This is a genomic window from Acidipropionibacterium timonense (assembly GCF_900605005.1).
GTDB lineage: Bacteria > Actinomycetota > Actinomycetes > Propionibacteriales > Propionibacteriaceae > Cutibacterium > Cutibacterium timonense.
The window spans coordinates 1,917,499-1,942,515 of the sequence record NZ_LR027558.1 but is presented as its reverse complement, the minus strand read 5'-3'; the positions used below and the strand labels follow the sequence as shown (position 1 = coordinate 1,942,515).

Here is a 25,017-nt window from a genome sequence, read left to right as displayed (position 1 = left end):
GGCCTCCCGGCTTCGACGGGGGCGCCGCCCCGGGCCCGTGGCGCCACGCCATCGGGCCGGTGCCGGGTGGGGTCAGTCGGCGTCACCCAGCCACCGGGGCCGGGTCCCCGGGTCCTCGTTGAGCCAGCGGGCGACGCGCTGGGGGAAGAACGGGGAGCCGGGCAGGTCCTCGAGGCTCACCCAGGCGATCCCGGTCTGGTGGTCGTCCCGGCCGGCCGCGGTCGGGGTCGGTTCGGCGTCGGGCGGCAAGGTGCACCAGAAGTACACCTCGGTCTGGCAGAAGAGGTCCTCGCCGAATCGGTGATGGGCCCCGATGTAGTCGAGGGCCAGGGCGAGGGGACCGACGACGACGTCGCACCCGATCTCCTCGCGACACTCGCGCCGCAGCCCCTCCTCCTTGGTCTCGCCGAACTCCTGCCCGCCTCCGGGCAGTGACCACCACTCGACGTCGCCGTCGTCATTGGTCTCGACGAGCAGCCGGCCGTCCCGGATGACGAGGGCGCGGGTGGCGGCTCGGGTGCGGCCGTGGGAGTCAGGGCTGGGGTGTGCCATGGGGCCAGCGTAGGCGTGCGCAAGGATGGGGCCATGATGACGCCGATCCTCACCACGCTCGGATTCGTCCTGCACCCCGACGGACAGCGAGTGCTCATGGTGCACCGGGTGGCCCGCCCCGATGACGACCAGCTCGGCAAGTACAACGGCCTGGGTGGGAAGGTCGAGCCGGGGGAGGACGTCGCCGCCGGCATGAGGCGTGAGTTGCGCGAGGAGGCCCGGATCGAGGTCGACTCGATGAGGCTGCGTGGCACGGTGTCCTGGCCCGGGTTCGGCCCGCACGGTGAGGACCACTTCGGGCTCGTCTTCGTCGTGGACCGATGGCACGGGGTGGTGCCGGAGGCCAATGAGGAGGGGCCGCTCACCTGGGAGAGGATCGACCACCTGGCGGAGCTGCCCATGTGGGAGGGCGACCGGTACTTCCTGCCGCTCGTCTTCGACGAGGGGGTCGGGCAGTTCCACGGCTGCATCCCGTACGAGAACGGTCGGCCGACGGGATGGACCTGCACCGTGTTGTGAGGCGTCCGGGCCACCGGCCTTGACGCACGGTGGCCGGGGACGTGGGAGTACGTCGGGACCACGGCCCATGGCCCGGACGGGCCCCGACGGGCCTGTACGGGCTCATCGACGCCGGACGCGCCCCGACGGGCCCCTCCGGGGACGCAATGTGGCACTTCCAAGGGGCTGCGCACACGGTCGGGGCGGATCGAGGCGAGTCGTGCCACATTGCGTCCTCCGGCGACTGGCGTAGGGTGCCGGCGTGGATGTCGAGGTGGCCCGGGCGTTGGTCGGACCGGAGGGTGACAGGGCCCTCGAGGTCGCCCGCGCTGAGTCCGACCCGGACTCCCTCGGTGCCGCTGCGCGTCTGCGCTCGCAATTCGCCCCCGACCTGGCCGCCGCGGCCCTCGACCAGGCGTCCATGACCGAGCGTGCGGTCACCAAGATCGGCGAGGTGGCACGCTCGATGCTGTGGACCCGGGACGGCCTCGAGCAGGCCACCCGCGGCGAGGTCTCGACGTGGCGTGCGGAGCGTCTCGTGGCTGCCGGCGTGCGTCGGGTCATTGACCTCGGGTGTTCGTGCGGCGCGGATGCCCGCGCCTGTCTCGACGCCGGACTCGAGGTGACCGCGGTCGAGATCGATCCGGCGGTGGCCACGCTCGCGGCCCACAACCTGCCCGGGGCACGGGTGGTTGCCGCCGACGCCACCGCGGTCGCTGCGGACCTCGTGTCGGGTGCCGGCCCGGAGACCGCTGTCCTCCTCGATCCCGCCCGACGGGGTGGGCGTGGGCGCAGTTGGCGTCTGGAGGACATCCGGCCGCCGTGGCCCTTCGTCACCCGGGTCCTCGAGGGCCCGTGGGTCACCGTGGTCAAGATGGCCCCCGGGGTCGATCGCGGCGTCCTCCCGGGGGATGCCGCCACCACCTTCGTGGGGAGCCGTGGGGACCTCGTCGAGGCCACCATCTGGAAGGGGCCCCGGATGGGGCGCGGGGCCTCCGCAGTGCTCGTGCCTGGGGACGAGGTGGTGGGCGGCGACTCTCCCGAGCCCGACCCGGGTCCGGTCGGGTCCTACCTGGCCGAACCCCATCCGGCGGCCATCCGTGCCCGTGCGTCGGGGACCCTCGTCGAGGGCCATCCCGATGCCCGCACGGTGAGCCGTGGGATCGCCTACCTGACCGCCGACCGCCCCTGGACCAGCCCGTGGCTCAGATGGTTCAAGGTGGAGGAGTCGCTGCCGATGTCGGAGAAGGTGCTTCGCGGATGGGTACGGGACCATCACGTCGGCACCCTCGAGGTGAAGAAGCGGGGCCTCGACGTCGATCCGGCAGCCCTGCGACGACGCCTGCGTCCCTCCGGACCGGCCAGCGCGACCCTCATCTGCACGCCGACCGTCGACGGGGCCCGGGCAGTGGTGGCGACGCGGGTCACCGTCAGCTGAGTCGACGGTCCGGGGACTCATCGACGGGGATCCGTGGACGGGGTACGGGCGGTCGGGGTACTCATCGATGGTGGACAGGCGATCGGGGGTGCGGATCGTCGGGCGAGTCGGACTCCCGCTCCGAATCGCAGCTCCCCATGACTGCAATGTGGAACGGATTCGTCGAGGTCGGGGCATCGGGTGGTCCCTCGGCCGGGTCGTGCCACATTGCAGCCGACCGACCGACGATCCCGGCGCGAGGTTCGGACCGGTCGGCGCCGGCGACGAGGACCGCCGAGGTCGCGCTTCCGGAGATGACGACCCTGTTGTGGATCGGTGGCGTCGGCGAGCCCTCGTCCGGCCGGCTCCGCGTCATCCGGAGTTGCGGTGCCCCAGACCTGGGCAGACGCCGTCATGGCGCGGGCCCGGCTCCGGTGGCCCGGCGGTGTCCCGGACCTGCAGGGGAGGCGACGGCGCCGCACGCCTTGACGATGCTGGGGCCCGACAGTGCTGGGCCCCGACAATGCTCGGCACCGCTGTGGTCGCACCCTGCTCCGGAAACGGCCGACGCCGTCGGCCCGCATCCCACGAAGCTCCGGAAGGTGCACCGTGCGCCCCGAATACACGGAGCATGGTGCAGCTTCCGGAGCAGGGACGGCAAGGAGGGCTGGGGGGACGGAGGTTTCCGGAGCAACGTGGGCGACGCCGCGCCGCCCGGGAGTGCCCGGGGCACCGACCGCGAGCCGCAGCGTCCCGTTCGTAGCTCCCCGGGGTCGCCGTCTCGTCACGCGACGACGGCAATGTGGCACGCATCGACCGCTGTAGGGCCACCAGGTACCGCCTCGGCCGGTTCGTGCCACATTGCGTCGGGGAGGTCGGCTCACCCGCCCTTGGCACTCGTGTTGCCTGAGTGCTAACCCCGGTGTACGTTTCTTGTTGGCACTCTCGTGGTGAGTGTGCCAACGGACCTGACGCACCCGCGACGCAGACGGCCCGCACGCTCGGGGCTCGCAACCCCTGGCGAGAGACAACGAAACATCCGTCTTCATCATGAAAGGGGTCTTGACGTGGCAACCACGATCAAGCCGCTCGAGGACCGCGTCCTCGTCCAGCCTCTCGAGGCCGAGCAGACCACCGCTTCCGGACTCGTCATCCCGGACACCGCCAAGGAGAAGCCGCAGGAGGGCAAGGTCGTCGCCGCCGGCCCCGGCCGCGTCGACGACAAGGGCGTCCGCGTCCCCATGGACGTCAAGGAGGGCGACGTCGTCATCTTCTCCAAGTACGGCGGCACCGAGGTCAAGTACGACGGCAACGAGTACCTGCTGCTCAACGCGCGCGACATCCTCGCCGTCGTCGAGAAGTGAGGCACTGACACATGGCAGCCAAGCAGCTTCAGTTCGACGAGGAGGCTCGCCGCTCCCTCGAGCGCGGCGTCGACATCCTCGCCGACACCGTCAAGGTGACGCTCGGCCCCAAGGGCCGCTACGTCGTCATTGACAAGAAGTGGGGAGCCCCGACCATCACCAACGACGGCGTCACCGTCGCCAAGGAGGTCGACCTCACCGATCCGTACGAGAACCTCGGCGCCCAGCTCGCCAAGGAGGTCGCCACCAAGACCAACGACGTCGCCGGCGACGGGACGACCACCGCCACGGTGCTCGCCCAGGCCATGGTGCACGAGGGTCTGCGGGCGGTGGCCTCCGGGTCGAACCCGGTCGGCCTCAAGCGCGGCATCGACAAGGCCGTGGAGGCCCTCGTCGAGAACCTGCGCAGCCTCTCGCGCGCCGTCGAGACCACCCACGACATGGCGAATGTCGCGACGATCTCCAGCCGTGACGAGCAGATCGGCGAGCTCATCGCCGAGGCCTTCGACAAGGTCGGCAAGGACGGCGTCATCACCGTCGACGAGTCCCAGACCTTCGGCACGGAGCTCGAGTTCACCGAGGGCATGCAGTTCGACAAGGGCTACCTGTCCCCGTACATGGTGACCGACCAGGATCGGATGGAGGCCGTCCTCGAGGACCCCTACATCCTCATCAACTCCGGCAAGATCTCGTCGATGAACGACCTCCTGCCGGTGCTGGAGAAGGTCATCGCCGCCAAGGGCACGCTCTTCATCGTGGCCGAGGACGTCGACGGGGAGGCTCTGAGCACCCTCGTCGTCAACAAGATCCGCGGCACCTTCACCTCCGTGGCCGTCAAGGCCCCGGCCTTCGGTGACCGCCGCAAGGCCATGCTCCAGGACATCGCCACCCTCACCGGCGGCCAGGTCATCGCCCCCGAGGTCGGCCTCAAGCTCGACCAGGTGGGTCTGGACGTCCTGGGCCGCGCCAAGCGGGTCGTCGTCACCAAGGACAACACGACGATCGTCGACGGTGCCGGGTCCTCCGAGGAGGTCGCCGGCCGGGTCGCCCAGCTGCGCGCCGAGTACGACAAGTCCGACTCCGACTGGGACCGCGAGAAGCTCCAGGAGCGCATCGCCAAGCTCGCCGGTGGGGTCTGCGTCATCCGCGTGGGTGCGGCCACCGAGGTCGAGCTCAACGAGAAGAAGCACCGCATCGAGGACGCCGTCTCGGCCACCCGTGCGGCCATCGAGGAGGGCATCGTCGCCGGTGGCGGCTCGGCCCTGGTCCACGCCTCGGCCGGTCTGGCCGACAAGCTGGGCCTCGAGGGCGACGAGCTCGTCGGCGCCCAGATCGTCGAGAAGGCCGTGCGCGAGCCGCTGCGCTGGATCGCCGAGAACGGCGGCGAGCCCGGCTACGTCATCGTCGCCAAGGTCGCCGAGCTCGAGCCCGGGCACGGCTACAACGGCAAGACCGGTGAGTACGTCGACCTCATCGCCGACGGTGTCATCGACCCGGTCAAGGTGACCCGCTCCGCCCTGGCGAACGCCGCCTCCATCGCCTCCCTGCTGCTCACCACCGAGACCCTCGTGGTGGACAAGCCGGAGGACGAGGACGAGAAGTGAGTCGCTGAGCTCACGGCTGATCGGCCCCGGGACCCGCGCGGTCCCGGGGCCGCTTCCTGTCGCCCCACCCCACTACGCTGGGAGCGACCGAGTGAAGGGACGTCCATGACCGACCACCGACGACTCGGCGAGGTGCTCCTCGTCGGCACGGTCGGCAGCCTCCTGTTGGCCCTGTGGGCCCTCGCCGACCGCTATCCGGGGCATGTCCCCGGTACCTCCCCGGTCGAGATGGCGTCCTGGGTGGCGGGAGCCCTGGGTGTCGTCGCGCTCGTGTGGGCCTGGCTGCGATCACGGCCACTGCGAGGACACCGTGCCCTCATGGTCGGGGCGTGGACCGTCCCGTTGCTGCCGGTCCCGCCGCTGCTCAGCCTCGACGCCTGGGCCTACGCCGCCCAGGGCTGGCTGCTCGCCCACGGGATGAACCCCTACCTCGTGCCCCAGGGTCGGGCCGCCGATCTCGGGCTCCATGTCGACGCGCACTGGGTCGCGACGACCGCGGTCTACCCGCCCGGGTCGCTGTGGATCCAGGCCGCCATGACGGCGCTCGCCGGCTACCACCCGTACTGGTCGACGGTGGCGATGAGGATCCCCGGCCTCCTCGCCCTCGTGCTCATCGGGCTGGCTGTCACCTGCCTGGCCCAGCTGGCCGGCGCCGACGTCGACCGCGTCCGGTGGTTCACCGTCGCCAATCCCCTCGTGCTGCTGCACGTCGTCGGGGGGATGCACAACGACGGCCTCCAGTGCGCCGTGGGGCTCTGGGCCCTGGTCGTCGGCTGGACCCTCGCCCGGTCCGGCCGTTCCTGGGCAGGTCTGGTCGCCGGTGGTCTCCTCGTCGGACTTGCTGGGACGCTCAAGCAGCCCGGGGTGCTCTTCGGCCTGGGGCTGGTCGCTCTCGTCCACGTCGAGGCGGTGAGGTCGGGTCGGCAGCGGGACGGCTGGGGACGGCTGGTCCTCGAAGCCCTGGCTGGGGCGCTGCCCGCGATCGGCTCCTTCGCGGCCATCTCCGCCATCGGCGGGCTGGGCCTGGGGTGGCTCAATGACACCGCCGGCAGCCCGGCGTCGGTGACGAGCGACGCGCCCATCGCGCTCCTCGTCCAGATCATCGGCTGGACCGGGGTTCCGGTGACCTCCCTGGTCCCTGCGGCCACGGCGACGAGCCTGGTCCTCACGGCTGCAGCGATCATCGTCTGCTGGGTGCGGTGGGGGCCGGTCCCCGGGCGGACGGGGAACCCGGGCCGCCCGGCCGATCCGCTGCTCCTCCAGGCCGGCGTCCTCCTGGCCTTCGCCCTGTGCGGTGCAGGGCTGCAGCCGTGGTACCTCGTCGGTCCGCTGCTGCTCGTCGCGGTGACGACGTTCGGGTCCCGCCGGCTCACCGCCCTGACGATCCTCACCGTGGCGGTGGTCGCCCTGAGCTTCCTCCAGTGGTTCTCCTCGCCCTTCCTGGCCCTGCCCCTCGTCGCGGTGGGCACCGCCATGCTCTGGCGTCCGGCCTCGGACCGGCTCGGGGCTGCCGACCGACCTGGGGCCGACTGAGCCCCTCGACCCCCGACGGGCCGGGTCTAGGATTGGCGCCATCCCCGGACCGAAAGGCTGTTCATGAGCGATCGTGCCCCCGCCAGCGTCGATGAGCTGGCCCCCCTGGCCCTCACCTTCGACGACGTCCTCCTCCAGCCGGTCGAGAGCAACGTCATCCCCTCCCAGGTGGACACGGGGACCCGCCTGTCGCGCAACATCCGGATCGCGATCCCGCTGGTGAGCGCGGCGATGGACACCGTCACCGAGTCCCGGATGGCGATCTCCATGGCCCGGGAGGGCGGCCTGGGCATCCTCCATCGGAACCTGTCCATCGAGGACCAGGCGACCATGGTCGACCAGGTGAAGAGGTCCGAGGCGGGCATGGTCGACCAACCCATCACCATCAGCCCCGACGCGACGATGGCCGAGGCCGAGGCCCTGTGCCACACCTACCGCATCTCCGGCGTCCCGGTCGTCGACGAGCGGCTCAACCTCGTCGGCATCATCACCAACCGTGACATGCGTTTCGAGGACGACCCCGACCGGCCGGTGCACGAGGTCATGACCCCCGCCCCGCTCGTCACCGCGCCGGTGGGCACCGCCCCGGCCGACGCCCTCAAGCTCCTCGCCGCGCACAAGATCGAGAAGTTGCCCCTGGTCGACGCCGACGGTCGGCTCAAGGGTCTGTTCACTCTCAAGGACTTCGTCAAGGCCGACCAGTACCCCAAGGCCACCAAGGACGGTCAGGGCAGGCTGCGCGTCGGCGCCGCCGTGGGCTTCTTCGGCAACGCCTGGGAGCGGGCCATGGCCCTGGTCGAGGAGGGGGTCGACGTCATCGTCGTCGACACGGCCCACGGCCACACCCAGGGGGTGCTCGACATGATCGCGCGGCTCAAGAAGGAACCGGCAGCCGCCGGGGTCGACGTCATCGGCGGCAACATCGGCACCTACGCCGGGGCCAAGGCCCTGTGCGAGGCCGGTGCCGACGGCATCAAGGTCGGCATCGGACCGGGGTCGATCTGCACCACCCGCGTCGTCTCGGGGGTCGGCGTCCCGCAGGTGACGGCCATCTTCGAGGCCGCCCGCGCGGCTCGTCCCTTCGACGTCCCGGTCATCGGGGACGGCGGCCTGCAGTACTCCGGGGACATCGCCAAGGCCATCGTCGCCGGGGCCGACTCGGTCATGCTCGGGTCGTTGCTGGCCGGCTGCGAGGAGTCTCCCGGCGAGCTCGTCTTCATCAACGGCAAGCAGTTCAAGAGCTACCGCGGCATGGGCTCCCTGGGGGCCATGTCGGCCCGCGGTGAGAAGCTGTCGTACTCCAAGGATCGCTACTTCCAGGGTGACGTGACGAGCAACGACAAGATCGTCCCCGAGGGCATCGAGGGCCAGGTGGCCTACCGGGGTCCGCTCGGGTCCGTCGTCTACCAGCTCGTCGGGGGCCTGCGGCAGTCGATGTTCTACACCGGTGCCAACACCATCGACGAGCTGCACGAGCGGGGCCACTTCGTGCGCATCACCTCGGCGGGTCTGCGCGAGTCCCACCCGCACGACATCCAGATGACCGTCGAGGCCCCCAACTACTCATCACGCTGACACGACGACGTCCTCCGGGACAACCGGCGGCGTCGGGGACGAGGAGACATGTACGACATCGGACGCAGCAAGCGCGCCACCCACGCCTACGGGCTCGACGACATCGCCATCGTCCCGTCCAGGCGCACCCGGGGAACCGAGATGGTCAACCTCGAGTGGCGGATCGACGCCCTCACCTTCGACTTCCCCATCATGGCCGCCCCCATGGACTCGGTCATGAGCCCGGCGACGGCCATCGAGTTCGGACGTCTGGGCGGTCTGGGGGTGCTCAACCTCGAGGGCCTGTGGACCCGCTACGAGGACCCGACCCCGTTCTTCGAGGAGCTCGCCGAGCTCGGTGACGACCTGCGCGTCACCGCCCGGATGCAGGAGATCTACGCCGAGCCGATCAAACCGGAGCTCATCGGCGCGCGGATGGCGCAGATCCGGGCCGCCGACGTGCCGGTGGCCGGGTCCCTGTCACCCAAGAACGCCGCCCGCTACGCCGACGCCGTCGTCGCCTCCGGGGTCGACTTCTTCGTCATCCGCGGGACGACGGTCTCCGCCGAGCACGTTTCGGACGCCGCCGAGGTGCTCGACCTGCGCAAGTTCATCTACGAGCTCGACGTGCCGGTCATCGTCGGCGGATGCGCCTCGTACCAGACGGCCCTGCACCTCATGCGCACCGGGGCCGCCGGGGTGCTCGTCGGATTCGGGGGTGGCGCGGCCCACACGACCCGCCAGGTCCTCGGCATCGAGGTGCCCATGGCCTCGGCCATCGCCGACGTCGCCGAGGCCCGTCGTGACTACATGGACGAGTCGGGTGGACGCTACGTCCACCTCATCGCGGACGGCTCGGTGGGACGGTCGGGCGACATCGCCAAGGCCATCGCCTGCGGGGCGGACGCCGTCATGGTCGGGTCCCCGCTGGCCCGGGCCCAGGAGGCCCCGGGCAAGGGATGGCACTGGGGGGCCGAGGCCTGGCACCCGCGTCTGCCGCGCGGCGAGCGGGTGCACTTCGACACCGTCGGCACCCTCGCCGAGGTCGTCAACGGGCCCTCGCACATCCCGGACGGGACGATGAACCTCGTCGGTGGCCTGCGTCAGGCCATGGCGTCGACCGGGTACTCGGACGTCAAGGAGTTCCAGCGGATCGAGCTCGTCGTCCACTGAGCGCCCGGGCGGAGGCGGCCGACGCCGTCGCCATGACGGGACATCCCCGCGGGCCGTCTGGTGAGAACCGGGCGGCCCGCGCCGTCCGGTCACCTAGGGTTCGGCCATGAGCGAGGTACCCGAGGAACTGCTGGCCCTGCGCGACAGCATCGACAACATGGACGCCGCCCTCATCCACCTGCTGGCCGAACGGTTCAAGATCACCCAGCGGGTCGGTGTCCTCAAGGCCGCCAAGGGCCTGCCGCCGGCCGACCCGGCTCGCGAGAGGGCCCAGGTGGCACGGCTGCGCGCCCTCGCCGTCGAGTCGCACCTCGACCCCGAGTTCGCCGAGAAGTTCATCGGCTTCATCGTCGCCGAGGTCGTCCGTCACCACACCGAGATCGCCGGGGAGGGTGCTCGGGACACCGACTGACGAGCCCTTAGGCAACGACGTCCCCTTCGTGGACGGTCGCGGTGTCGGTCAGGCGACGACGTCCCCTTCGTGGACGGTCGCGGTGTCGGTCAGGCGACGACGTCCCCTTCGTGGACGGTCGCGGGACTCCCCACGACGACAGCCCCGGGAGCGACGTCCTTGACGACCAGCGCATTGGCCCCGATCTTCGCGTCGTCCCCGACGGTGATGTCACCGATGACCTTGGCCCCTGCGCCCAGCAGCACCCGGTCCCCGATCGTCGGGTGGCGCTTGAACCGCCCCCGCGCCCGACCGCCGAGGGTCACCTGGTGGTACATGAGGACGTCGTCCCCGACGATCGCCGTCTCCCCGATGACGACCCCCATGCCGTGGTCGATGAAGAAGCGTCGGCCGATCGTCGCCCCCGGGTGGATCTCGATTCCCGTGGCGTGACGGGAGATCTGCGACATGATGCGCGCCACGGGCCGCAGGGCCGGCGACGTCGTCCAGAGGGCATGGGCGAGGCGGTGCGACCAGATGGCGTGGACCCCCTGGTAGCTCAGGGCGACGAGCACCCGGGACGTGGCCGCAGGGTCCTCACGCATGGCGGCGTCGAGGTCCTCGCTCATCCGCTCCCGGGCGAGCTTGAGGATGTCGGTCACAGAAGTCATGGGTCAACCTCGCGATCTTGGCGGCCCGCACGACGCGCGGACGATGCCCTGAACGATACAAGGTCGCGGGACGCCACAGGCCCTGCCCGGGACGCCCGGCTGTCCGCCACGAGGTGAAGACCATAGACTGCCGCCCATGGATCAACTCCACGACCTCGTCCTGGTCGTCGACTACGGTGCCCAGTACTCCCAGCTCATCGCCCGGAGGGTGCGTGAGGCGTCGGTCTACTCCGAGATCGTCCCGCACACCATGAGCGTCGCGCAGATGCTCGCCAAGGATCCCGCGGCGATCATCCTCTCCGGCGGACCGGCCTCGGTGTACGCCGACGGGGCGCCGACGATCGACCCGACGATCTTCCAGGCCGGCGTTCCGGTCATGGGCATCTGCTACGGCTTCCAGCTCATGGCCCAGGCTCTCGGCGGGCAGGTCGCCCACACCGGCACGTCCGAGTACGGGCGTACCAGCCTGTGCATCACCGCGCCCGGCCAGTTGCTGTCGCGGATTCCCCACACCATCAGCGTGTGGATGAGCCACGGCGACTCGGTGGCCCGGGCCCCCGAGGGATTCACCGTCCTGGCCCGGACCGCTGGCGCCCCGGTCGCGGCCTTCGAGGACAGGGACCGCAAGCTCGTCGGCGTCCAGTGGCATCCCGAGGTGCTCCACTCCGAGTCGGGCCAGACCGTCCTGGAGCACTTCCTCCTCGACATCGCCGGCTGCCGACCCGACTGGACGGCGTCGTCCATCGTCGGTGACCAGATCAGTCGCATCCGTGCCGAGGTGGGGGATCGGCGGGTCCTCTGTGCCCTCTCGGGAGGGGTCGACTCCGCCGTGGCCGCGGCCCTCGTCCAGCGGGCCGTCGGGGACCAGCTCACCTGTGTCTTCGTCGACCACGGGTTGCTGCGTCAGGGCGAGGCCGACCAGGTCAAGAAGGACTTCGTCGAGGTGACCGGGGCCGAGCTCGTCGTCGCCGACGAGTCCGAGCGATTCCTCACCGCCCTGGCCGGGGTCACCGAGCCCGAGACCAAGCGCAAGATCATCGGACGGGAGTTCATCCGCACCTTCGAGGACGTCGCCCGACGCCTCAACGACGACCAGCCCATCGACTTCCTCGTCCAGGGCACCCTCTACCCCGACGTCGTCGAGTCCGGTGGGGGAGACGGCGCCGCCAACATCAAGAGCCACCACAATGTCGGCGGCCTGCCCGAGGACCTCCGGTTCGCTCTCGTCGAGCCCCTGCGCACCCTCTTCAAGGACGAGGTGCGCGCCGTCGGCCTCGAGCTGGGCCTGCCCGAGTCGATGGTGTGGCGTCAGCCCTTCCCCGGACCGGGCCTGGGCATCCGGATCATCGGCGAGGTGACCCGCGACCGGCTCGAGGTGCTGCGCACCGCCGACGCCATCGCCCGCGAGGAGATGACGAGGGCCGGTCTGGACCGCAAGGTGTGGCAGTGCCCGGTGGTGCTCCTGGCCGACGTCCACTCGGTCGGTGTCCAGGGGGACGGCCGCACCTACGGGTCACCCATCGTCCTGCGCCCGGTGACGAGCGAGGACGCCATGACCGCGGACTGGGCGCGTGTGCCGTTCGAGGTCCTCGAGCGGATCTCGACGCGGATCACGAACTCCTGCCCGCAGATCAATCGGGTCGTCCTCGACATCACGAGCAAGCCGCCGGCGACCGTCGAGTGGGAGTGACGGCCCACCGGGGACAGGAGGGGCGGGGCACGCAGATGGCGTGCCCCGCCCCGTCGTCACCGGACGACCCGTGTGGTGACCTCAGTTCTCGTCGTACGGGTTGAAGGTCGGACCCTGCTGGGTCGAGGTCGTCGGCTGGGTGGGGGTCGACGTCCGCTTCCGGTTCTCCCAGCTGTTCCAGGCGCCGCGGACGGCGTCCTCGGCGAGGCTGGAGTCCTTCGACTCGTCGGGGATGATGATCCACGCGGCGATGTAGATGAGCGGTCCGGCCCCCGCGATGAGGACCAGTGCCGCCATGGCGATGCGGACGATGGTGACGTCGACGTCGACGGCATTGGCGATGCCCTGGCAGACGCCTCCGATGATGCGGCCTTCCTTGGGCCGGGTGAGCTTGGTCATGATGATCACCTTTCCTCGGGCTCCTGGGGAGCTCCTGTGACTGCAGGTACGTGGACTGGGACGGGTTGGTGGTGGATGTGGTTCCGCGAGTCAGGGTTGGACCAGGGTGACGTCACCTCCGGTCGCGTGCAGCTCGACGGTGAGGGTCCTGGCTCGGGAACTGGTCGACGACGTCGACCCTGTCGAGGAGGACCCGGGGGAGGACCACCGGCCGCGGGACATGCCCTCGGCGACGCGCGTGCCGTCGGGGCCGATGAGGTCCCCGCCCTGGAGGGAGTAGTCGAGCACCAGCGTGCAGTCCTGGGGGACGACGATGCGCAGGTCACCGCCGACGACGCTCACGGAGGTCCGGGTGTCCTCGGTGAGATCGAGCCGGCCCAGGTCGAGCGTCGCGTCGTTGCCGACGAGGCGCAGTCCGCGCGGCGGGATGTCCGAGTGGGTGGTCCACGTCGTCGTCGCCGCGCGGTCGACGGTCGGCCAGATCGACGCCGCGGCCCCGGCGGCGGCGACCAGCCCCACGAGGACGACGGCCGTGACGATGCGACGGCGTCGGCCGGGCCGGTGTGCGGATCGGGCGAGCCAGACCAGCAGAGCCAGGACGACGACCGGGCCCAGACCCAGCGGGGCGACGGGGCTCAGCGCGATGGGGGCCAGCAGGGCTGCGACGAGGACGACGACGGTGCGCCGTCGGTCGGACCAGGCGTCGGTCGTCGGGAACCGTTGGCTCATGAAGGAGGCCGACCGCGCGTCGGGGAGGAAGGCCCAACCGGCCAGGTAGAGGACGACGCCGAATCCGCCGGACAGGGCCAGCAGGACCGCCAGACATCGGGCGAGGAGAGGGTCGACGTCCCATCGACGGGCCAGGGCCGAGCACACGCCGGCGATGACGCGGTCATCACTGCGCGTCAGTCTCCAGACCGAGGGCCTGGCGTCGATGGGGTGGCTAGGCATGGCTCCATGCTGCCCCGAGGCTCACCGGCGCGCCATCGGGGACGACCCTGAGATGGTCCCGATTCGTGCCCCCGAACTGGATCGGGGAGCCGGCCGGTGTCAGTGTTGATCCATCATGGACGACGCGCGCGCGAACGACACCGGACCGCTGGGGCCGACGCCCCCGGCGGACCCGCGGCGTGCCCGCGTGCCGGGCCGGGCTCCCGGCGACGAGCAGCCGGTCCGGCGAGCCTCCCGCGATCCCGGGTCGGGTTGGATCGGCGGGGTCGCCGCCGGCATCGCCCCCCAGCTGCGGGTGCCGGTCTGGGTGGTCCGCCTCGGCTTCGTCATGCTTGTTCCCTTCGATCTCGTCGGGGTCCTGCTCTACGGGGTCCTGTGGGTGGTGCTGCCACGGCAGGGCGCTGACACGAGCATGGGACTGGAGGCGGCCACCCGCGCCGGGCTGCGCCCGAGCAGGACGACGACGCCGGCCCGCAGCCGGGCGGCGGCCACCCTGGGTGTCGTCCTCGTCGGTGGGCTGGCCGTCATGGCGATCCAGTCCATCGGCGTGGGGATGAACTCCCGGTGGTTCTGGCCGATCGCCCTGGCTGCCGGGGGAGTCGCCCTGGTGTGGCGCCAGGCCGACGACTCCAGCGCCACCGGGTCGGACGGGGCGGGTGTCGAGCGCCGACGCTGGCACGGGGTGGTGAGGGTCGGGACGGGCATGGCCCTGGTCGGCACCGCCATCTCCCTCGTGGCCGCGTCCCAGGTCGGCGCGGGCCAGTGGTCGACGATGTTGCTCATGGCCGCCCTCGTCCTGGCCGGCGTGGCCCTCGTCGCCGCACCGTGGCTGCGGGCGGCCCGGATGAGGCTGCGCCAGGCCGACCGGGAGCGCGCCGTCGCCGACGCAAGGGCCGACATGGCCGCCCACCTGCACGACTCGGTGCTGCAGACCCTGGCCCTCATCCAACGTCAGGCCGATGATCCGCGTGCCGTCGCCACCCTGGCACGTCGGCAGGAGCGGGAGCTGCGGCAGTGGCTCTACGGGAACGCCGAGGGGCGGGCCTACGGGGCGTTCGACGGATCGATCCAGGTGGCCCCGTCGACCCTGGCAGCGGCCCTGGCGGACGAGGTCGAGCGTATCGAGGCCGAGCGTGGCGTCCCCGTCGACCTCGTCCAGGTCGGTGACATCCGGCTGGACGAGCACCTCGGGGCTCTCGTCCAGGCCGCCGCGGAGGCGGTGCTCAACGCCGCGAAGCATTCGGGCGCCGACCGGATCGACGTCTACGCCGAGGTCGACGACGGGAACGTCGAGATCTTCGTCCGTGACCGCGGGGTCGGCTTCGACCCGCTGCGGGTGGCCGATGACAGGATGGGTCTGAGACGCTCGATCATCGAGCGGGTGGAACGCCACGGAGGTCGCGCCCAGGTGCGCACCTCGCCGGGCGCCGGATGCGAGATCCGATTGGAGATGACGCCGTGAGCACTGCGCACACACCGGTGAGGGTCGTCCTCGTCGACGACCACGAGATGTTCCGAGCCGGGGTCGCCGGCGAGATGAGGGCACACCCGGACCGGGTGGTCGTCGTCGGTCAGGGGTGGGACGTCGACTCGTCGGTCGACGCCGTCGTGAGCACCCGCCCACAGGTCGTCCTCCTCGACGTCCACCTGCCCGGCGGGGGAGGTGCGCAGGTCATCACCCGATGCGCCGCCGCCGGGCTCGACCGGTCGACGAGATTCCTGGCCCTGTCGGTCTCCGACGCCGCCGAGGACGTCATCGGCGTCATCCGGGCAGGGGCGCGCGGGTACGTGACGAAGTCGATCTCCCCGGCCGACCTGCTCGACGCCATCGACACGGTCGCCGGGGACGACGCCGTCTTCTCGCCACGGCTGGCCGGGTTCGTCCTCGACGCCTTCTCGCGCTCCATCGACACCGCCTCCATCGACGAGGACCTCGACCGTCTCTCGCCCCGGGAGAAGGAGGTCATGCGGCTCATCGCCCGGGGATATGCGTACAAGGAGGTCGCCAAGGAGCTCTTCATCTCGATCAAGACGGTCGAGACGCACGTGTCCAACGTCCTGCGGAAGCTGCAGCTGTCGAACCGACACGAGCTCACCCGGTGGGCCACCGACCGGCGCCTCATCTGAGTCGGCCACGTCCGGAGCACCGGCGACGAGCTCACCCGGTGGGCCACCGACCGGCGCTCCTCCGACAGGCCCGACGACAGGCGGTACCGACGACGAGGAGCCCCGACCTGGACTGGTCGGGGCTCCTCGGATGTGGGGGTGTGGTGGTCAGGCGCGTCGCTTCGTGATGAATCCCCACACGACGAGGACGATGAGGGACCCGACGATGGCGAGCAGCCAGGTGCGGATGCTCCAGAAGCTGGAGAGTCCGCCACCGAAGACGGCGTTGCCGATGAACCCGCCGAGCAGGGCACCGACGACACCGAGGATGAGGGTGGCGATCCACCCACCTCCCTGGCGGCCGGGCAGGATGGCCTTCGCGATCGCGCCGGCCAGCAGTCCGAGAATGATCCATGCAAGAATTCCCATGTCCTCAACGATAGGGCACGGGGGATCGATCCGTCAGGAAAATGAGGAAACTCGTCCCGAACGGGACGTCACAGACTTTTCATCGAGGGCGAATGGGTATCATTGAACCGCATGTTCACAAGGATCGACAGCTCAGAAAAAAGGTCTCCAAGGGGACAACAGCGTCTCGGTGAACTTCGCCAAGCGCGAACGTGATCCCCAACGCTCGGCGTCGAGTTCGACGCAGTTCTCCAGATCGACCCGGAAGATCTGCTCCATGCGCCGGGCCACGTTCTCGGCGGTCACCTCGACGTTGATCTCGTAGTTCCCCTGGAGCGAGAGGCGGTCGAGGTTCGCAGTGCCGATCGTCGACCAGATCCCGTCGATGGTGCCCGTCTTGGCGTGCACCATGGCGTTCTGGTAGAGGAAGAGGCGGATCCCGCAGCTCAGCAGCCGGTCGTAGTATCCGCGGCTCAGCCAGTCGGCCAGGACGTGGTTCGACCGGGCGGGCACGATGATGCGCACGTCCACGCCGCGACGCGCCGCCTGGTCCAGGGAGTCCAGCAGGTCGTCATCGGGAATGAGATACGCCTGGGTGAGCCAGATGCGCTCGGCGGCACGGTCGATGGCCTCGAGGTACATGTTGCGGATGGGGTACATCGACAGCCGCGGTGTGTTGCGATGGACGATGACGTCGGACTCCCAGGTGCGCTGGGTGGGCTGGGGCAGCTCGACCCGGTCGTGGCGTCCGAAAGCCCCGACGGGCCGCTGGTTCCAGTGGTCGACGAAGGCGTTCTCGAGCTCCCCGACGGTGGGCCCGGTGATGCGTGCGTGGGTGTCCCGCCAGCGGTCGGCGTAGAGGGTTCCGATGTTGTACCCACCGACATAGGCCACCGTCGAGTCGATGACGAGCAGCTTGCGATGGTCGCGTCCCATGTTGCGGATGCTCGGCAGCCCTGCCGGGATGACGGGGTGGACGCGCACATGGACCCCGTCGAGATGACGGTAGAAGCGCGGGTCGACGACGAGGTTGGCGAATCCGTCCCACATGGCGTGGACGGCCACCCCGCGAGCGGCGGCGTCGACGAGGGCCGAGCGGAACCTCCTGCCCATCTCGTCGCCCTTCCAGATGAAGGTCTCGAGGTAGATGGTGCCGGTCGCCGCGGCGATGTCGGCGAGCATGGCCTCGTAGAGGTCCTCGCCGAAGGTGTAGACGGTGAACTCGTCCTCGCCGGCGGTGGTCGGCTCGACCGGGCTGGTCGGGAATCGTCTGATCTTGCGGTGCTTGCGCTGCGCGACGTCGTAGGCGACCAGCGCGCCGGCCGTCGCGAGTTGGGCGGCGACGACGGTCACGGTGGTCCAGTGGACGGCGGTCCGTACCCGATCGCGCAAACTCATGGAACAACCCTAGTGGGGGCGAGCCCCGCCGGCGCCGTCGCCATGTACGTCTCCGACGCTCTACCGACGCAACGCCTTCCTCGCCAACCAGTTCCCCAGGAACTGCGCGCACTGCACGAGGACGATGATCGTCACCACCGCGACGGCCGTCACCGTCCAGTTGAACCGCTGGTAGCCGTAGGTGATGGCGAACTGACCCAGTCCGCCGCCACCGATGGCCCCGGCGATGGCCGTCATGTCGACGATGGCGATGAGGACGTAGGTGTAGCCGAGGATGAGGGGCCCCAGGGCCTCACGGGCGACGACGTCGAAGAGGATGCGCCACGGCCCGGCGCCCATGGCACGGGCCGCCTCGACGACGCCGGGGTCGACGGTGACGAGGTTCTGCTCGACGATGCGGCTCATGGCGAAGGTCGCCGCGATGCACAGCGGGAAGGTGGCCGCCCGGACGCCGATCGTCGTCCCGATGACCTCGAGGGTGAGCGGCGCGATGGCCGTCATGAAGATGATGAACGGGATGGGCCGCACGATGTTGACGATGACGTTGAGGACGAGGTTGACGGTCCGGTTGGCCAGCACCCCGCCGCGTCGGGTGGCGTAGAGGAAGACCCCGAGGACCAGGCCGCAGATCCCGCCGACGAGGAGGGTGACCAGGGCCATGAAGAGGGTCTCGCCGATGGACTGGATGAAGATCGGCCTGAGGTAGTTCCAGTCGGTCATCGCTGCTCCTGTCGATCCGCCAGTGCCGCCCGCGACTCGCTGGAGACGAGGGCCAGCCGTCGGGCGGCGTCGGCCACGTCCTCGGGTGGCCCGGACAGGGCCACGGTGTAGTTGCCGACCGAACCGTCCCGCACCTCGATGACGCCGCCGTGGACGATCCGGAAGCTCACCCTGTCCTCGCGCCCGAGCTCGGCCAGGGCCAGACCGAAGGCCGTGTCGTCGACCGAGGTGATGTCGACGAGGGTCGCGTCGGGGTACTGGGCCTGCAGACGCGCGGCCTGTTCGGGGCTGGGATGCTGTCCGATGATCGTGGAGAGGAACCGTCGGGTCGTCTCGGACCGCGGGTGGGCGAAGACCTCGCGGGCCGTCCCGGTCTCGACGAGGTGACCCTCCTCGAGGACCCACACCCGCTCGGCGATCGAGCGGACGACCTCCATCTCGTGGGTGATGACGACGATGGTCACCCCGAGGTCGTCGTTGACCCGCCGCAGCAGCGACAGGACGTCGGCCGTCGTCTCCGGGTCGAGGGCCGAGGTGGACTCGTCGGCCAGGAGGATCGAGGGCCGGGTGGCCAGGGCACGGGCGATGCCGACCCGCTGCTTCTGACCGCCGGAGAGCTGGTCGGGATGCACCCAGGCCTTGTCGGTGAGACCGACGAAATTGAGCAGCTCGGTGACCCTGGCCCGCTCCTGCGCGCGGCTCCAGCCGGCGAGTTTGAGCGGGTAGGCGACGTTGTCGTAGATGGTCCGCGAGCCGAAGAGGTTGAACTGCTGGAAGATCATCCCGATGTCCGAGCGCAGCGGGCGCAGGGCCTTCTCGGGCAGGTGAGAGATGTCCGTCCCGTCGACGACGACCGTGCCGCTGGTGGGGTGCTCCAGACCGTTGATGAGCCGCACCAGGGTCGACTTGCCCGCCCCCGAGTGCCCGATGACCGCGCCGATCGAGCCGCGGTCGACGACGAGGCTCACGTCGTCGAGGGCCTGGACGGGCCCGGACCTGGTCTGGAAGACCTTGGAGACGTGCTCGAGACGGATGTGTGGATCGGCCATGGGAACCTTCTTGTGCCGGGGGCTGGGACGCAGCGAGGTGCCCGCCCCGCGGGACGGGCACCCGGATCGGTGGTCAGCCCTTCTTGGCGAGCTCGGCCTGCAGGTTGTCGCTGATCTTCTGCAGATCGGCCCGGCTGCGACCCTGGACGATGACGGCGGAGTTCTTCGAGTCGGCCAGGACGGCCTTCTCGACCTCCTCATCGTGCCAGATCTTCGTCACCTTGAGGTAGGTGGCATTGTTCTTGTCGGCGGCGCGGGCGGCGAAGATGTTGATGTACGGGTCGACCGTGCTGCTCTTCGCGGAGTCCGCGTAGAGGGCCGACGAGGGGTCGATGTTGGCGTCGCGGGCGAAGCCGTTGTTGATGACCGCTCCGTCGACCGAGGGCAGGGCGGTGACCGTCTGGGCCGCATCCACGGGCGTGACGGTGACCTTGGACTTGGCGGTGTCGATGTCGGACGGGGTCGACAGGGCGCTGCCGCCGTTGCGCAGGGTGAGCAGGCCGGCCGACTGGAGGACGAGCAGGGCCCGTCCCTGGTTGGTGGCGTCATTGGGGATGGCGATCTTGCCACCCTGGGGGATCTGGCTCACCGAGGTGTGCTTCTTCGAGTACAGACCGAGCGGGACGACATAGGTCGAGTCGAGCGGGATGAGGGTGTCCTTGTTCTCGTGGTCGTAGTTGGCCAGGAAGAAGATGTGCTGGAAGTAGTTGAGGTCGATCTGCTTCTGGGAGAGCGCACGGTTGGGCTGGTTGTAGTCGTTGAAGCTCACGACCTCGATGGTGATGCCCTGCTCGGCGGCCTTCTTCTTGAAGATCGGCCAGAAGGACGCGCCGGCCTCGGTGGTGCCGATCTTCACCGTCGTCGTCGCCTGGGCGTCCGACTTGCGGGTGACGGCCCAACCGATGACCCCGGCCACGATGGCCAGGACGACGATGACGGCGCCGATGACCAGACCCTTGCGGGATCCGCGCTGCGGGTGCTCGGGGAGGGCCTGGGGGGTGCCGTCGGTGGGATTCTGGGTGCTCATGGGGGTGCTCCTGATGGGCTGGTGATCGGGTGTGGACGTGGGGTGGGGGACGGTCCGGAGGTGGGACGGGTGTCGCCGACGTCCGGGATCGAGGGGGGTGTGCTCCGAGGATCCCGCTGGCGGGTGGAGCTGCTGTCGGCGACTCCCGGGTCGTCGGGACGGGCGGGACAGCTCGTCACGACGACAGGGGGTCAGCGGGTCGATGGTCCTGCTGGATCGGTGTCGCTGCGCGGGTGACGGTCCTGCTCGGGGGCAGGTCCGCGGATCGGCAGGGGTCGATCAGCAGGTGCCGGACATTCGGGGGCAGCACATCATGGCGGGCATCTCGAGGGCGCGCTGGTCGGCGTCTGCGAGGTGGCTGTGGGCCGCTGCCATGGTTCCTGCTCCTGTGGTGTCGGGCGCGTGGTGCGCCGTCGCTCTTGTCGCACCTCGTGGCGCGACCGGGTCGTCACACGGGGCACCCGACGGGACGCGAGGGGTTGCCGCCCGGCAAGCCGTGGCTTGACGCCGGGTCTCAAGACCTGCCCTCAAGCTAGGCGGCAGGGCGGCCAGGTGTCAATTCTCGACGCCACCCATGTCCGAACCGTGAGATGTGACGTCGCTGACCGAGACCATTCGCCGGTCCGGGGGATCGGTGCGAGGCCGGGCCCGGGGCGCCGGGGAGGCGTACCCGAGCGGCAGGGCCGTAGGCTGGGGCCGCCATGACTGAGCCCGACCTCTTCTCGTACTTCACCGTGCGCCCGACCTCCGGTCGATCGACCGAGCCGGGGGTGCTGCCGACCGACCTGTCCGGCGACGCCCCCAGGCGCCAGGGTGGGGCCGCCGACCTGCTGGCCGACCTCAACGAGCCGCAGCGCGAGGCCGTGCTCCATGCCGGGTCGCCGGTCCTCGTCGTCGCCGGGGCCGGGTCGGGCAAGACCCGCGTCCTCACCCGTCGGATCGCCCATCTGGTGACCGTTCGCGGGGTCCATCCCGGGTCGATCCTGGCGATCACCTTCACCAACAAGGCCGCCGCCGAGATGAAGGGCCGCGTCGTCGACCTCGTCGGCAACCGGGCCCGTGCCATGTGGGTCTCGACCTTCCACTCGGCCGCGGTGCGCATCCTCCGCTCGGACGCCGACCGGCTCGGCCTGTCGCGGACCTTCTCCATCTACGACGACACCGACGCCAAGAGACTCGTCTCCCTCGTCACCCGCGACGCCAACCTCGACCCCAAGAAGTTCGCCCCGCGCACCGTCATGAACTGGATCTCGAACCAGAAGAACGAACTCGTCGATCCAGCACGGGCCGCCGCCGCGGCGTCGACCGGCAACGACCGCACCTTCGCCGAGCTCTACGACGAGTACCAGCGCCGGCTGCGCGCGGCCAACGCCCTCGACTTCGACGACCTCATCATGTCGACCGTCACCCTGTTGCGGGACTTCCCGGATCTGCGCGAGCAGTACCGGCGCCGGTTCCGGCACGTCCTCGTCGACGAGTACCAGGACACCAACACCGCCCAGTACCAGTTCATCCGGGCCCTGTGCGGCGCGGAACGGGAGGCGGAGCGGTCGGGCGGGACGGGGCCGCACGTCGATCCCCCCGAACTCATGGTCGTCGGCGACTCCGACCAGTCGATCTACGCCTTCCGTGGGGCGACGATCCGCAACATCCTCGACTTCGAGTCCGACTTCCCCGGAGCCCGGACGATCCTCCTCGAGCAGAACTACCGGTCGACCCAGACGATCCTCTCGGCAGCCAACGCCCTCATCAAGGGCAACGCCGACCGGCCGGCCAAGAACCTGTGGACCGATCAGGGTGACGGCGCCAAGATCGTCGGCTACGTCGCCGACACCGAGCACGACGAGGCCTCGTGGGTCGCCCGCCGGATCGACGAACTCGTCGACGCGGGGCAGACCCGGTACGGGGAGGTCGCCGTCTTCTACCGCACCAATGCCCAGTCCCGGGCCTTCGAGGACGTCTTCATCCGCACCGGGTTGCCGTACCGGGTCGTCGGGGGAGTGCGCTTCTACGAGCGCAAGGAGGTGCGTGACGCCGTGAGTTACCTGCGTGCCATCGCCAACCCCGCCGACGACGTGTCGCTGAGGCGCATCCTCAACGTCCCCAAGCGGGGCATCGGTGCCCGTGCCGAGGCCGCCCTCGAACTCTTCGCCACCGCCCGGCGCATCCCCTTCAGCGAGGCCATCGACCGCGTCGACGAGGTCGACGGACTGGCGGCACGGTCGGTCAACCAGATCCGGGCCTTCGGGCAGCTCCTGGCCCAGCACCGCGCCATGGTGGCCCACGGGGCCAGGGCCGACGAGATCGCCGCGAGCATCCTCAAGGAGTCCGGCTACATCGGCGAGCTCGAGAACTCCAAGGATCCCCAGGACGAGACCCGACTGGAGAACCTCGTCGAACTCGTCTCGGTGGCCCAGGAGTTCGTGGCCCGGGTGCACAGTGCCGACCTGGAGCCCGACGAGGTGGGTGCGGAGGACGACCTCGTCCTCGAGGCCGACGACTCCCTGCCGGCCTTCCTCGAGCAGATCGCCCTGGTGGCCGATTCCGACCAGATCCCCACCGAGGGGGACGGCGTCGTCACCCTCATGACCCTGCACACCGCCAAGGGACTGGAGTTCGACACGGTGTTCATCACCGGCTTCGAGGACGGGATCTTCCCGCACATGAGGGCCATGGCCGATCCCCGCGAACTCGCCGAGGAACGTCGGCTGGCGTACGTCGGCATCACCCGGGCACGCAAGCAGCTCTTCCTCTCCCGGGCCACCGTGCGCACCCTGTGGGGGCAGCCGCAGTACAACCCGGCCAGTCGGTTCATCGAGGAGATCCCGGGCCGCCTGCTCACCTGGGAACGGGTGGCCGAGGTGGCCGGGTGGTCGACCCAGGCCCAGGACCGCAGCCGCGAGGCCCGCCGCTCCCTCGATCGGACGCCCTCGTTCGGGTCGGGACGGGGACCGGGTCAGGCCCCTCGGGGTCCGGTCATCTCGGTCGAGCCCGGTGACAAGGTGCTCCACACCAAGTGGGGGCTGGGGACGGTGGTCGCCACCTCCGGCGTCGGGGCCGACGCCAAGGCCGACGTCGACTTCGGCTCGGTGGGGCTCAAGCGGCTCGCCCTCAAGTTCGCGCCGGTCGAGAAGCTGTGAGACAGGACGAAGCCCCCCGTGCCAATTCGGTAGCGGGGGGCCTCGGGACCATGGGATGTCGAGCCTGGCGGCTGGGCCGACTCAGGCCTTGACGGTTGGGTCGACTCAGGGCTTGACGCCGAGGGACCTGAGGAACACCAGTGGGTCCTGGGTCGAGTAGACGTCTCCGGGGGTCGTCCCTGCCGGATAGTACTCGAAGTGGAGGTGGCAGCCGAATGCCCGGCCGGTCTCACCGACGTACCCGATGAGCTGGCCGGCCTTGACGGTGGCACCGGGGCTCACGACGATCGACGAGAGGTGGGCCGACAGGGTGGACCCGCCATTCGCGTGGTGGATGATGACATGGTTGCCGGCCCACGATCCACCGGTCGGCTGCCCGACGACGCCGGCCGCGACCGCCCGCACCGGGGTGCCGCAGGGCGAGACGAAGTCCTCGCCGGTGTGCCAACGGGCCCAGACGCCGTACTCACCCCAGTAGGAACCCAGGGTGTACGAACCCGGCGCGATCGGCGTCGTGCCGCCACCGTCGGAGACGATGGCCTGGAGGTTGCCGCTGGTGATCGAGATGCCGGCGGTCTTCGCCTGCGCGACGAGCTTGGCCTCGGCCGCCTTCTTCTCGGCGGCGATCTTCGCGGCGTTCGCCTTGACCTTGGCGATGGAGGCATTGAGTTCGTCGGCACGCACCCGTTCGGTCACCGTGGCGGCGCTGTCGATGATCTTCGTGCCCGAGGTGGCCAGTGAGGAGGTGCGCTGGGAGGTCAGGGAACGGCTCATCGCCTGGTCGAGCTCGGTGCGGATGGCATTGCGCGAGACGGTCGAGCCCCGTCCGTCGAGGGCGGCCAGGCCGCCGTCCTTGGTCCTGGCGGTGGGGTTCGTCGCGGCGCCGGTGTCGCTGCGGGTGCCCGGCTGCACGCTCGTGGTGTCCGGGACGGCCTTCGACGTGTCGGGTCGAGTGGTGTCGACGGCCACGGAGTGGGCATCGGTCGTCGTCGAGTCGGCGGCGCTGGCCAGCCAGACCCCGCCCACCGACAGCAGACCGAGGGTGCCGACGACGAGCCCGGCCAGTCCGCGTCGCACGTGGACGCGCGTGTGCCGGCTGTCGGCAAAGGGGGCTGGGTCCTCACCCTCGACGGGGTCGACGACAGGACGGGTACCGCGACGTGTCCGTGCAGTGCTCACATGACTCCTTGTCGGCCGGGCGCGAGCCGGGTCCATTCCCGGGCCCGTGGTGGGGGCCCGAACAGTCATGTCCGACGTGGACGGGCCTCCGACGATCTTGCTGAGGAAAACCGTAGCATCTCTCAGATTGGTCTCACAAACCCGGTGATGGCGGGCTTCTCGGCCACCGGAATGCCTGCGCGACCGGGGTCCG

Annotated in this window: 22 protein-coding genes and 1 riboswitch; of the genes, 12 read left to right on the top strand and 10 right to left on the bottom strand. The window is 70.1% G+C overall.

Translation table 11 applies throughout. The features are described from left to right. Positions 1-72 precede the first annotated feature (72 nt). Positions 73-552, bottom strand: coding sequence for an NUDIX domain-containing protein (locus E0E30_RS09185; RefSeq protein WP_130866011.1), 480 nt, complete (start codon positions 550-552; stop codon positions 73-75). Between the two features lie 33 nt (positions 553-585). Here E0E30_RS09185 and E0E30_RS09180 point away from each other — a divergent pair, with 33 nt between their 5' ends. The 8 genes from E0E30_RS09180 to E0E30_RS09145 all read left to right on the top strand — a co-directional run bounded on the left by E0E30_RS09180 (position 586) and on the right by E0E30_RS09145 (position 10,107). Beyond that, positions 586-1,071, top strand: a complete 486-nt coding sequence (locus tag E0E30_RS09180) for an NUDIX hydrolase (RefSeq protein ID WP_130866010.1) — start codon at positions 586-588, stop codon at positions 1,069-1,071. Between the two features lie 241 nt (positions 1,072-1,312). Next, positions 1,313-2,488: a class I SAM-dependent methyltransferase gene (locus E0E30_RS09175; RefSeq protein WP_130866009.1), complete on the top strand. Its 1,176-nt coding sequence runs from the start codon at positions 1,313-1,315 to the stop codon at positions 2,486-2,488. 1,046 nt (positions 2,489-3,534) lie between these two features. Continuing rightward, positions 3,535-3,831: a co-chaperone GroES gene (gene groES, locus E0E30_RS09170; protein ID WP_130866008.1), complete on the top strand. Its 297-nt coding sequence runs from the start codon at positions 3,535-3,537 to the stop codon at positions 3,829-3,831. 11 nt (positions 3,832-3,842) lie between these two features. Continuing rightward, positions 3,843-5,435: a chaperonin GroEL gene (groL, locus tag E0E30_RS09165; RefSeq protein ID WP_130866007.1), complete on the top strand. Its 1,593-nt coding sequence runs from the start codon at positions 3,843-3,845 to the stop codon at positions 5,433-5,435. Positions 5,436-5,540: 105 nt separating this feature from the next. Next, the gene (mptB, locus tag E0E30_RS09160; protein ID WP_130866006.1) at positions 5,541-6,968 is read left to right on the top strand and encodes a polyprenol phosphomannose-dependent alpha 1,6 mannosyltransferase MptB; all 1,428 of its coding nucleotides are present in this window, start codon (positions 5,541-5,543) and stop codon (positions 6,966-6,968) included. A 63-nt stretch (positions 6,969-7,031) separates the two neighbouring features. Then, positions 7,032-8,543, top strand: coding sequence for an IMP dehydrogenase (guaB, locus tag E0E30_RS09155; RefSeq protein ID WP_130866005.1), 1,512 nt, complete (start codon positions 7,032-7,034; stop codon positions 8,541-8,543). Positions 8,544-8,591: 48 nt separating this feature from the next. After that, positions 8,592-9,695 (top strand): GuaB3 family IMP dehydrogenase-related protein, encoded by a 1,104-nt coding sequence (locus E0E30_RS09150; RefSeq protein WP_130866004.1) that lies wholly within the window; start codon positions 8,592-8,594, stop codon positions 9,693-9,695. Positions 9,696-9,801: 106 nt separating this feature from the next. Continuing rightward, entirely contained in the window at positions 9,802-10,107 is a 306-nt protein-coding gene (locus E0E30_RS09145; RefSeq protein WP_130866003.1) for a chorismate mutase, read from the top strand. A gap of 89 nt (positions 10,108-10,196) precedes the next feature. Here the strand turns inward: E0E30_RS09145 and cysE are convergent, their stop codons facing one another. Continuing rightward, positions 10,197-10,757 (bottom strand): serine O-acetyltransferase, encoded by a 561-nt coding sequence (cysE, locus tag E0E30_RS09140; protein WP_130866002.1) that lies wholly within the window; start codon positions 10,755-10,757, stop codon positions 10,197-10,199. Positions 10,758-10,893: 136 nt separating this feature from the next. Between cysE and guaA the strand changes: the two genes are divergently transcribed. Then, on the top strand, positions 10,894-12,447 hold the full coding sequence (gene guaA, locus E0E30_RS09135; RefSeq protein WP_130866001.1) for a glutamine-hydrolyzing GMP synthase: 1,554 nt from the start codon (positions 10,894-10,896) through the stop codon (positions 12,445-12,447). An 81-nt stretch (positions 12,448-12,528) separates the two neighbouring features. Here guaA and E0E30_RS09130 read toward each other — a convergent pair whose 3' ends face one another. After that, entirely contained in the window at positions 12,529-12,846 is a 318-nt protein-coding gene (locus E0E30_RS09130) for a PspC domain-containing protein (protein WP_130866000.1), read from the bottom strand. A gap of 90 nt (positions 12,847-12,936) precedes the next feature. After that, positions 12,937-13,797 carry a PspC domain-containing protein gene (locus E0E30_RS09125; protein WP_130865999.1) on the bottom strand — a complete coding sequence of 287 codons (861 nt, stop codon included), beginning with the start codon at positions 13,795-13,797 and terminating at the stop codon, positions 12,937-12,939. Positions 13,798-13,912: 115 nt separating this feature from the next. Here E0E30_RS09125 and E0E30_RS09120 point away from each other — a divergent pair, with 115 nt between their 5' ends. Beyond that, positions 13,913-15,259 carry an ATP-binding protein gene (locus E0E30_RS09120; protein WP_130865998.1) on the top strand — a complete coding sequence of 449 codons (1,347 nt, stop codon included), beginning with the start codon at positions 13,913-13,915 and terminating at the stop codon, positions 15,257-15,259. Then, positions 15,229-15,924, top strand: a complete 696-nt coding sequence (locus tag E0E30_RS09115) for a LuxR C-terminal-related transcriptional regulator (RefSeq protein ID WP_130865997.1) — start codon at positions 15,229-15,231, stop codon at positions 15,922-15,924. Before E0E30_RS09120 ends, E0E30_RS09115 begins: the two co-directional genes overlap by 31 nt. 147 nt (positions 15,925-16,071) lie before the next feature. Here E0E30_RS09115 and E0E30_RS09110 read toward each other — a convergent pair whose 3' ends face one another. The 5 genes from E0E30_RS09110 to E0E30_RS09090 form a co-directional block, all read right to left on the bottom strand. Continuing rightward, positions 16,072-16,332, bottom strand: a complete 261-nt coding sequence (locus E0E30_RS09110; RefSeq protein WP_130865996.1) for a GlsB/YeaQ/YmgE family stress response membrane protein — start codon at positions 16,330-16,332, stop codon at positions 16,072-16,074. 132 nt (positions 16,333-16,464) lie between these two features. Continuing rightward, complete coding sequence (locus E0E30_RS09105; protein WP_130865995.1) at positions 16,465-17,709, bottom strand: phospholipase D-like domain-containing protein; 1,245 nt, start codon at positions 17,707-17,709, stop codon at positions 16,465-16,467. Positions 17,710-17,769: 60 nt separating this feature from the next. Then, positions 17,770-18,429, bottom strand: a complete 660-nt coding sequence (locus E0E30_RS09100) for a methionine ABC transporter permease (RefSeq protein ID WP_130865994.1) — start codon at positions 18,427-18,429, stop codon at positions 17,770-17,772. Next, entirely contained in the window at positions 18,426-19,478 is a 1,053-nt protein-coding gene (locus E0E30_RS09095; RefSeq protein WP_130865993.1) for a methionine ABC transporter ATP-binding protein, read from the bottom strand. Before E0E30_RS09095 ends, E0E30_RS09100 begins: the two co-directional genes overlap by 4 nt. A gap of 73 nt (positions 19,479-19,551) precedes the next feature. Next, positions 19,552-20,505, bottom strand: a complete 954-nt coding sequence (locus tag E0E30_RS09090) for a MetQ/NlpA family ABC transporter substrate-binding protein (protein ID WP_130865992.1) — start codon at positions 20,503-20,505, stop codon at positions 19,552-19,554. Between the two features lie 410 nt (positions 20,506-20,915). Beyond that, a riboswitch (SAM riboswitch) is annotated at positions 20,916-21,027 on the bottom strand. A gap of 179 nt (positions 21,028-21,206) precedes the next feature. Between E0E30_RS09090 and pcrA the strand changes: the two genes are divergently transcribed. After that, entirely contained in the window at positions 21,207-23,645 is a 2,439-nt protein-coding gene (pcrA, locus tag E0E30_RS09085; RefSeq protein WP_130865991.1) for a DNA helicase PcrA, read from the top strand. 105 nt (positions 23,646-23,750) lie between these two features. On the opposite strand, the gene E0E30_RS09080 is transcribed toward pcrA, so the two are convergent. After that, positions 23,751-24,824 (bottom strand): M23 family metallopeptidase, encoded by a 1,074-nt coding sequence (locus E0E30_RS09080; RefSeq protein WP_167853922.1) that lies wholly within the window; start codon positions 24,822-24,824, stop codon positions 23,751-23,753. Between the last annotated feature and the right edge of the window lie 193 nt (positions 24,825-25,017).

Coding starts and splice junctions, on each gene's coding strand:
- E0E30_RS09185 (WP_130866011.1), bottom strand. CDS start 552: ATGGCACACCCCAGCCCTGACTCCCACGGCCGCACCCGAGCCGCCACC.
- E0E30_RS09180 (WP_130866010.1), top strand. CDS start 586: ATGATGACGCCGATCCTCACCACGCTCGGATTCGTCCTGCACCCCGAC.
- groL (WP_130866007.1), top strand. CDS start 3,843: ATGGCAGCCAAGCAGCTTCAGTTCGACGAGGAGGCTCGCCGCTCCCTC.
- mptB (WP_130866006.1), top strand. CDS start 5,541: ATGACCGACCACCGACGACTCGGCGAGGTGCTCCTCGTCGGCACGGTC.
- guaB (WP_130866005.1), top strand. CDS start 7,032: ATGAGCGATCGTGCCCCCGCCAGCGTCGATGAGCTGGCCCCCCTGGCC.
- E0E30_RS09150 (WP_130866004.1), top strand. CDS start 8,592: ATGTACGACATCGGACGCAGCAAGCGCGCCACCCACGCCTACGGGCTC.
- E0E30_RS09145 (WP_130866003.1), top strand. CDS start 9,802: ATGAGCGAGGTACCCGAGGAACTGCTGGCCCTGCGCGACAGCATCGAC.
- cysE (WP_130866002.1), bottom strand. CDS start 10,757: ATGACTTCTGTGACCGACATCCTCAAGCTCGCCCGGGAGCGGATGAGC.
- guaA (WP_130866001.1), top strand. CDS start 10,894: ATGGATCAACTCCACGACCTCGTCCTGGTCGTCGACTACGGTGCCCAG.
- E0E30_RS09130 (WP_130866000.1), bottom strand. CDS start 12,846: ATGACCAAGCTCACCCGGCCCAAGGAAGGCCGCATCATCGGAGGCGTC.
- E0E30_RS09125 (WP_130865999.1), bottom strand. CDS start 13,797: ATGCCTAGCCACCCCATCGACGCCAGGCCCTCGGTCTGGAGACTGACG.
- E0E30_RS09120 (WP_130865998.1), top strand. CDS start 13,913: ATGGACGACGCGCGCGCGAACGACACCGGACCGCTGGGGCCGACGCCC.
- E0E30_RS09115 (WP_130865997.1), top strand. CDS start 15,229: ATGCGAGATCCGATTGGAGATGACGCCGTGAGCACTGCGCACACACCG.
- E0E30_RS09110 (WP_130865996.1), bottom strand. CDS start 16,332: ATGGGAATTCTTGCATGGATCATTCTCGGACTGCTGGCCGGCGCGATC.
- E0E30_RS09105 (WP_130865995.1), bottom strand. CDS start 17,709: ATGAGTTTGCGCGATCGGGTACGGACCGCCGTCCACTGGACCACCGTG.
- E0E30_RS09100 (WP_130865994.1), bottom strand. CDS start 18,429: ATGACCGACTGGAACTACCTCAGGCCGATCTTCATCCAGTCCATCGGC.
- E0E30_RS09095 (WP_130865993.1), bottom strand. CDS start 19,478: ATGGCCGATCCACACATCCGTCTCGAGCACGTCTCCAAGGTCTTCCAG.
- E0E30_RS09090 (WP_130865992.1), bottom strand. CDS start 20,505: ATGAGCACCCAGAATCCCACCGACGGCACCCCCCAGGCCCTCCCCGAG.
- pcrA (WP_130865991.1), top strand. CDS start 21,207: ATGACTGAGCCCGACCTCTTCTCGTACTTCACCGTGCGCCCGACCTCC.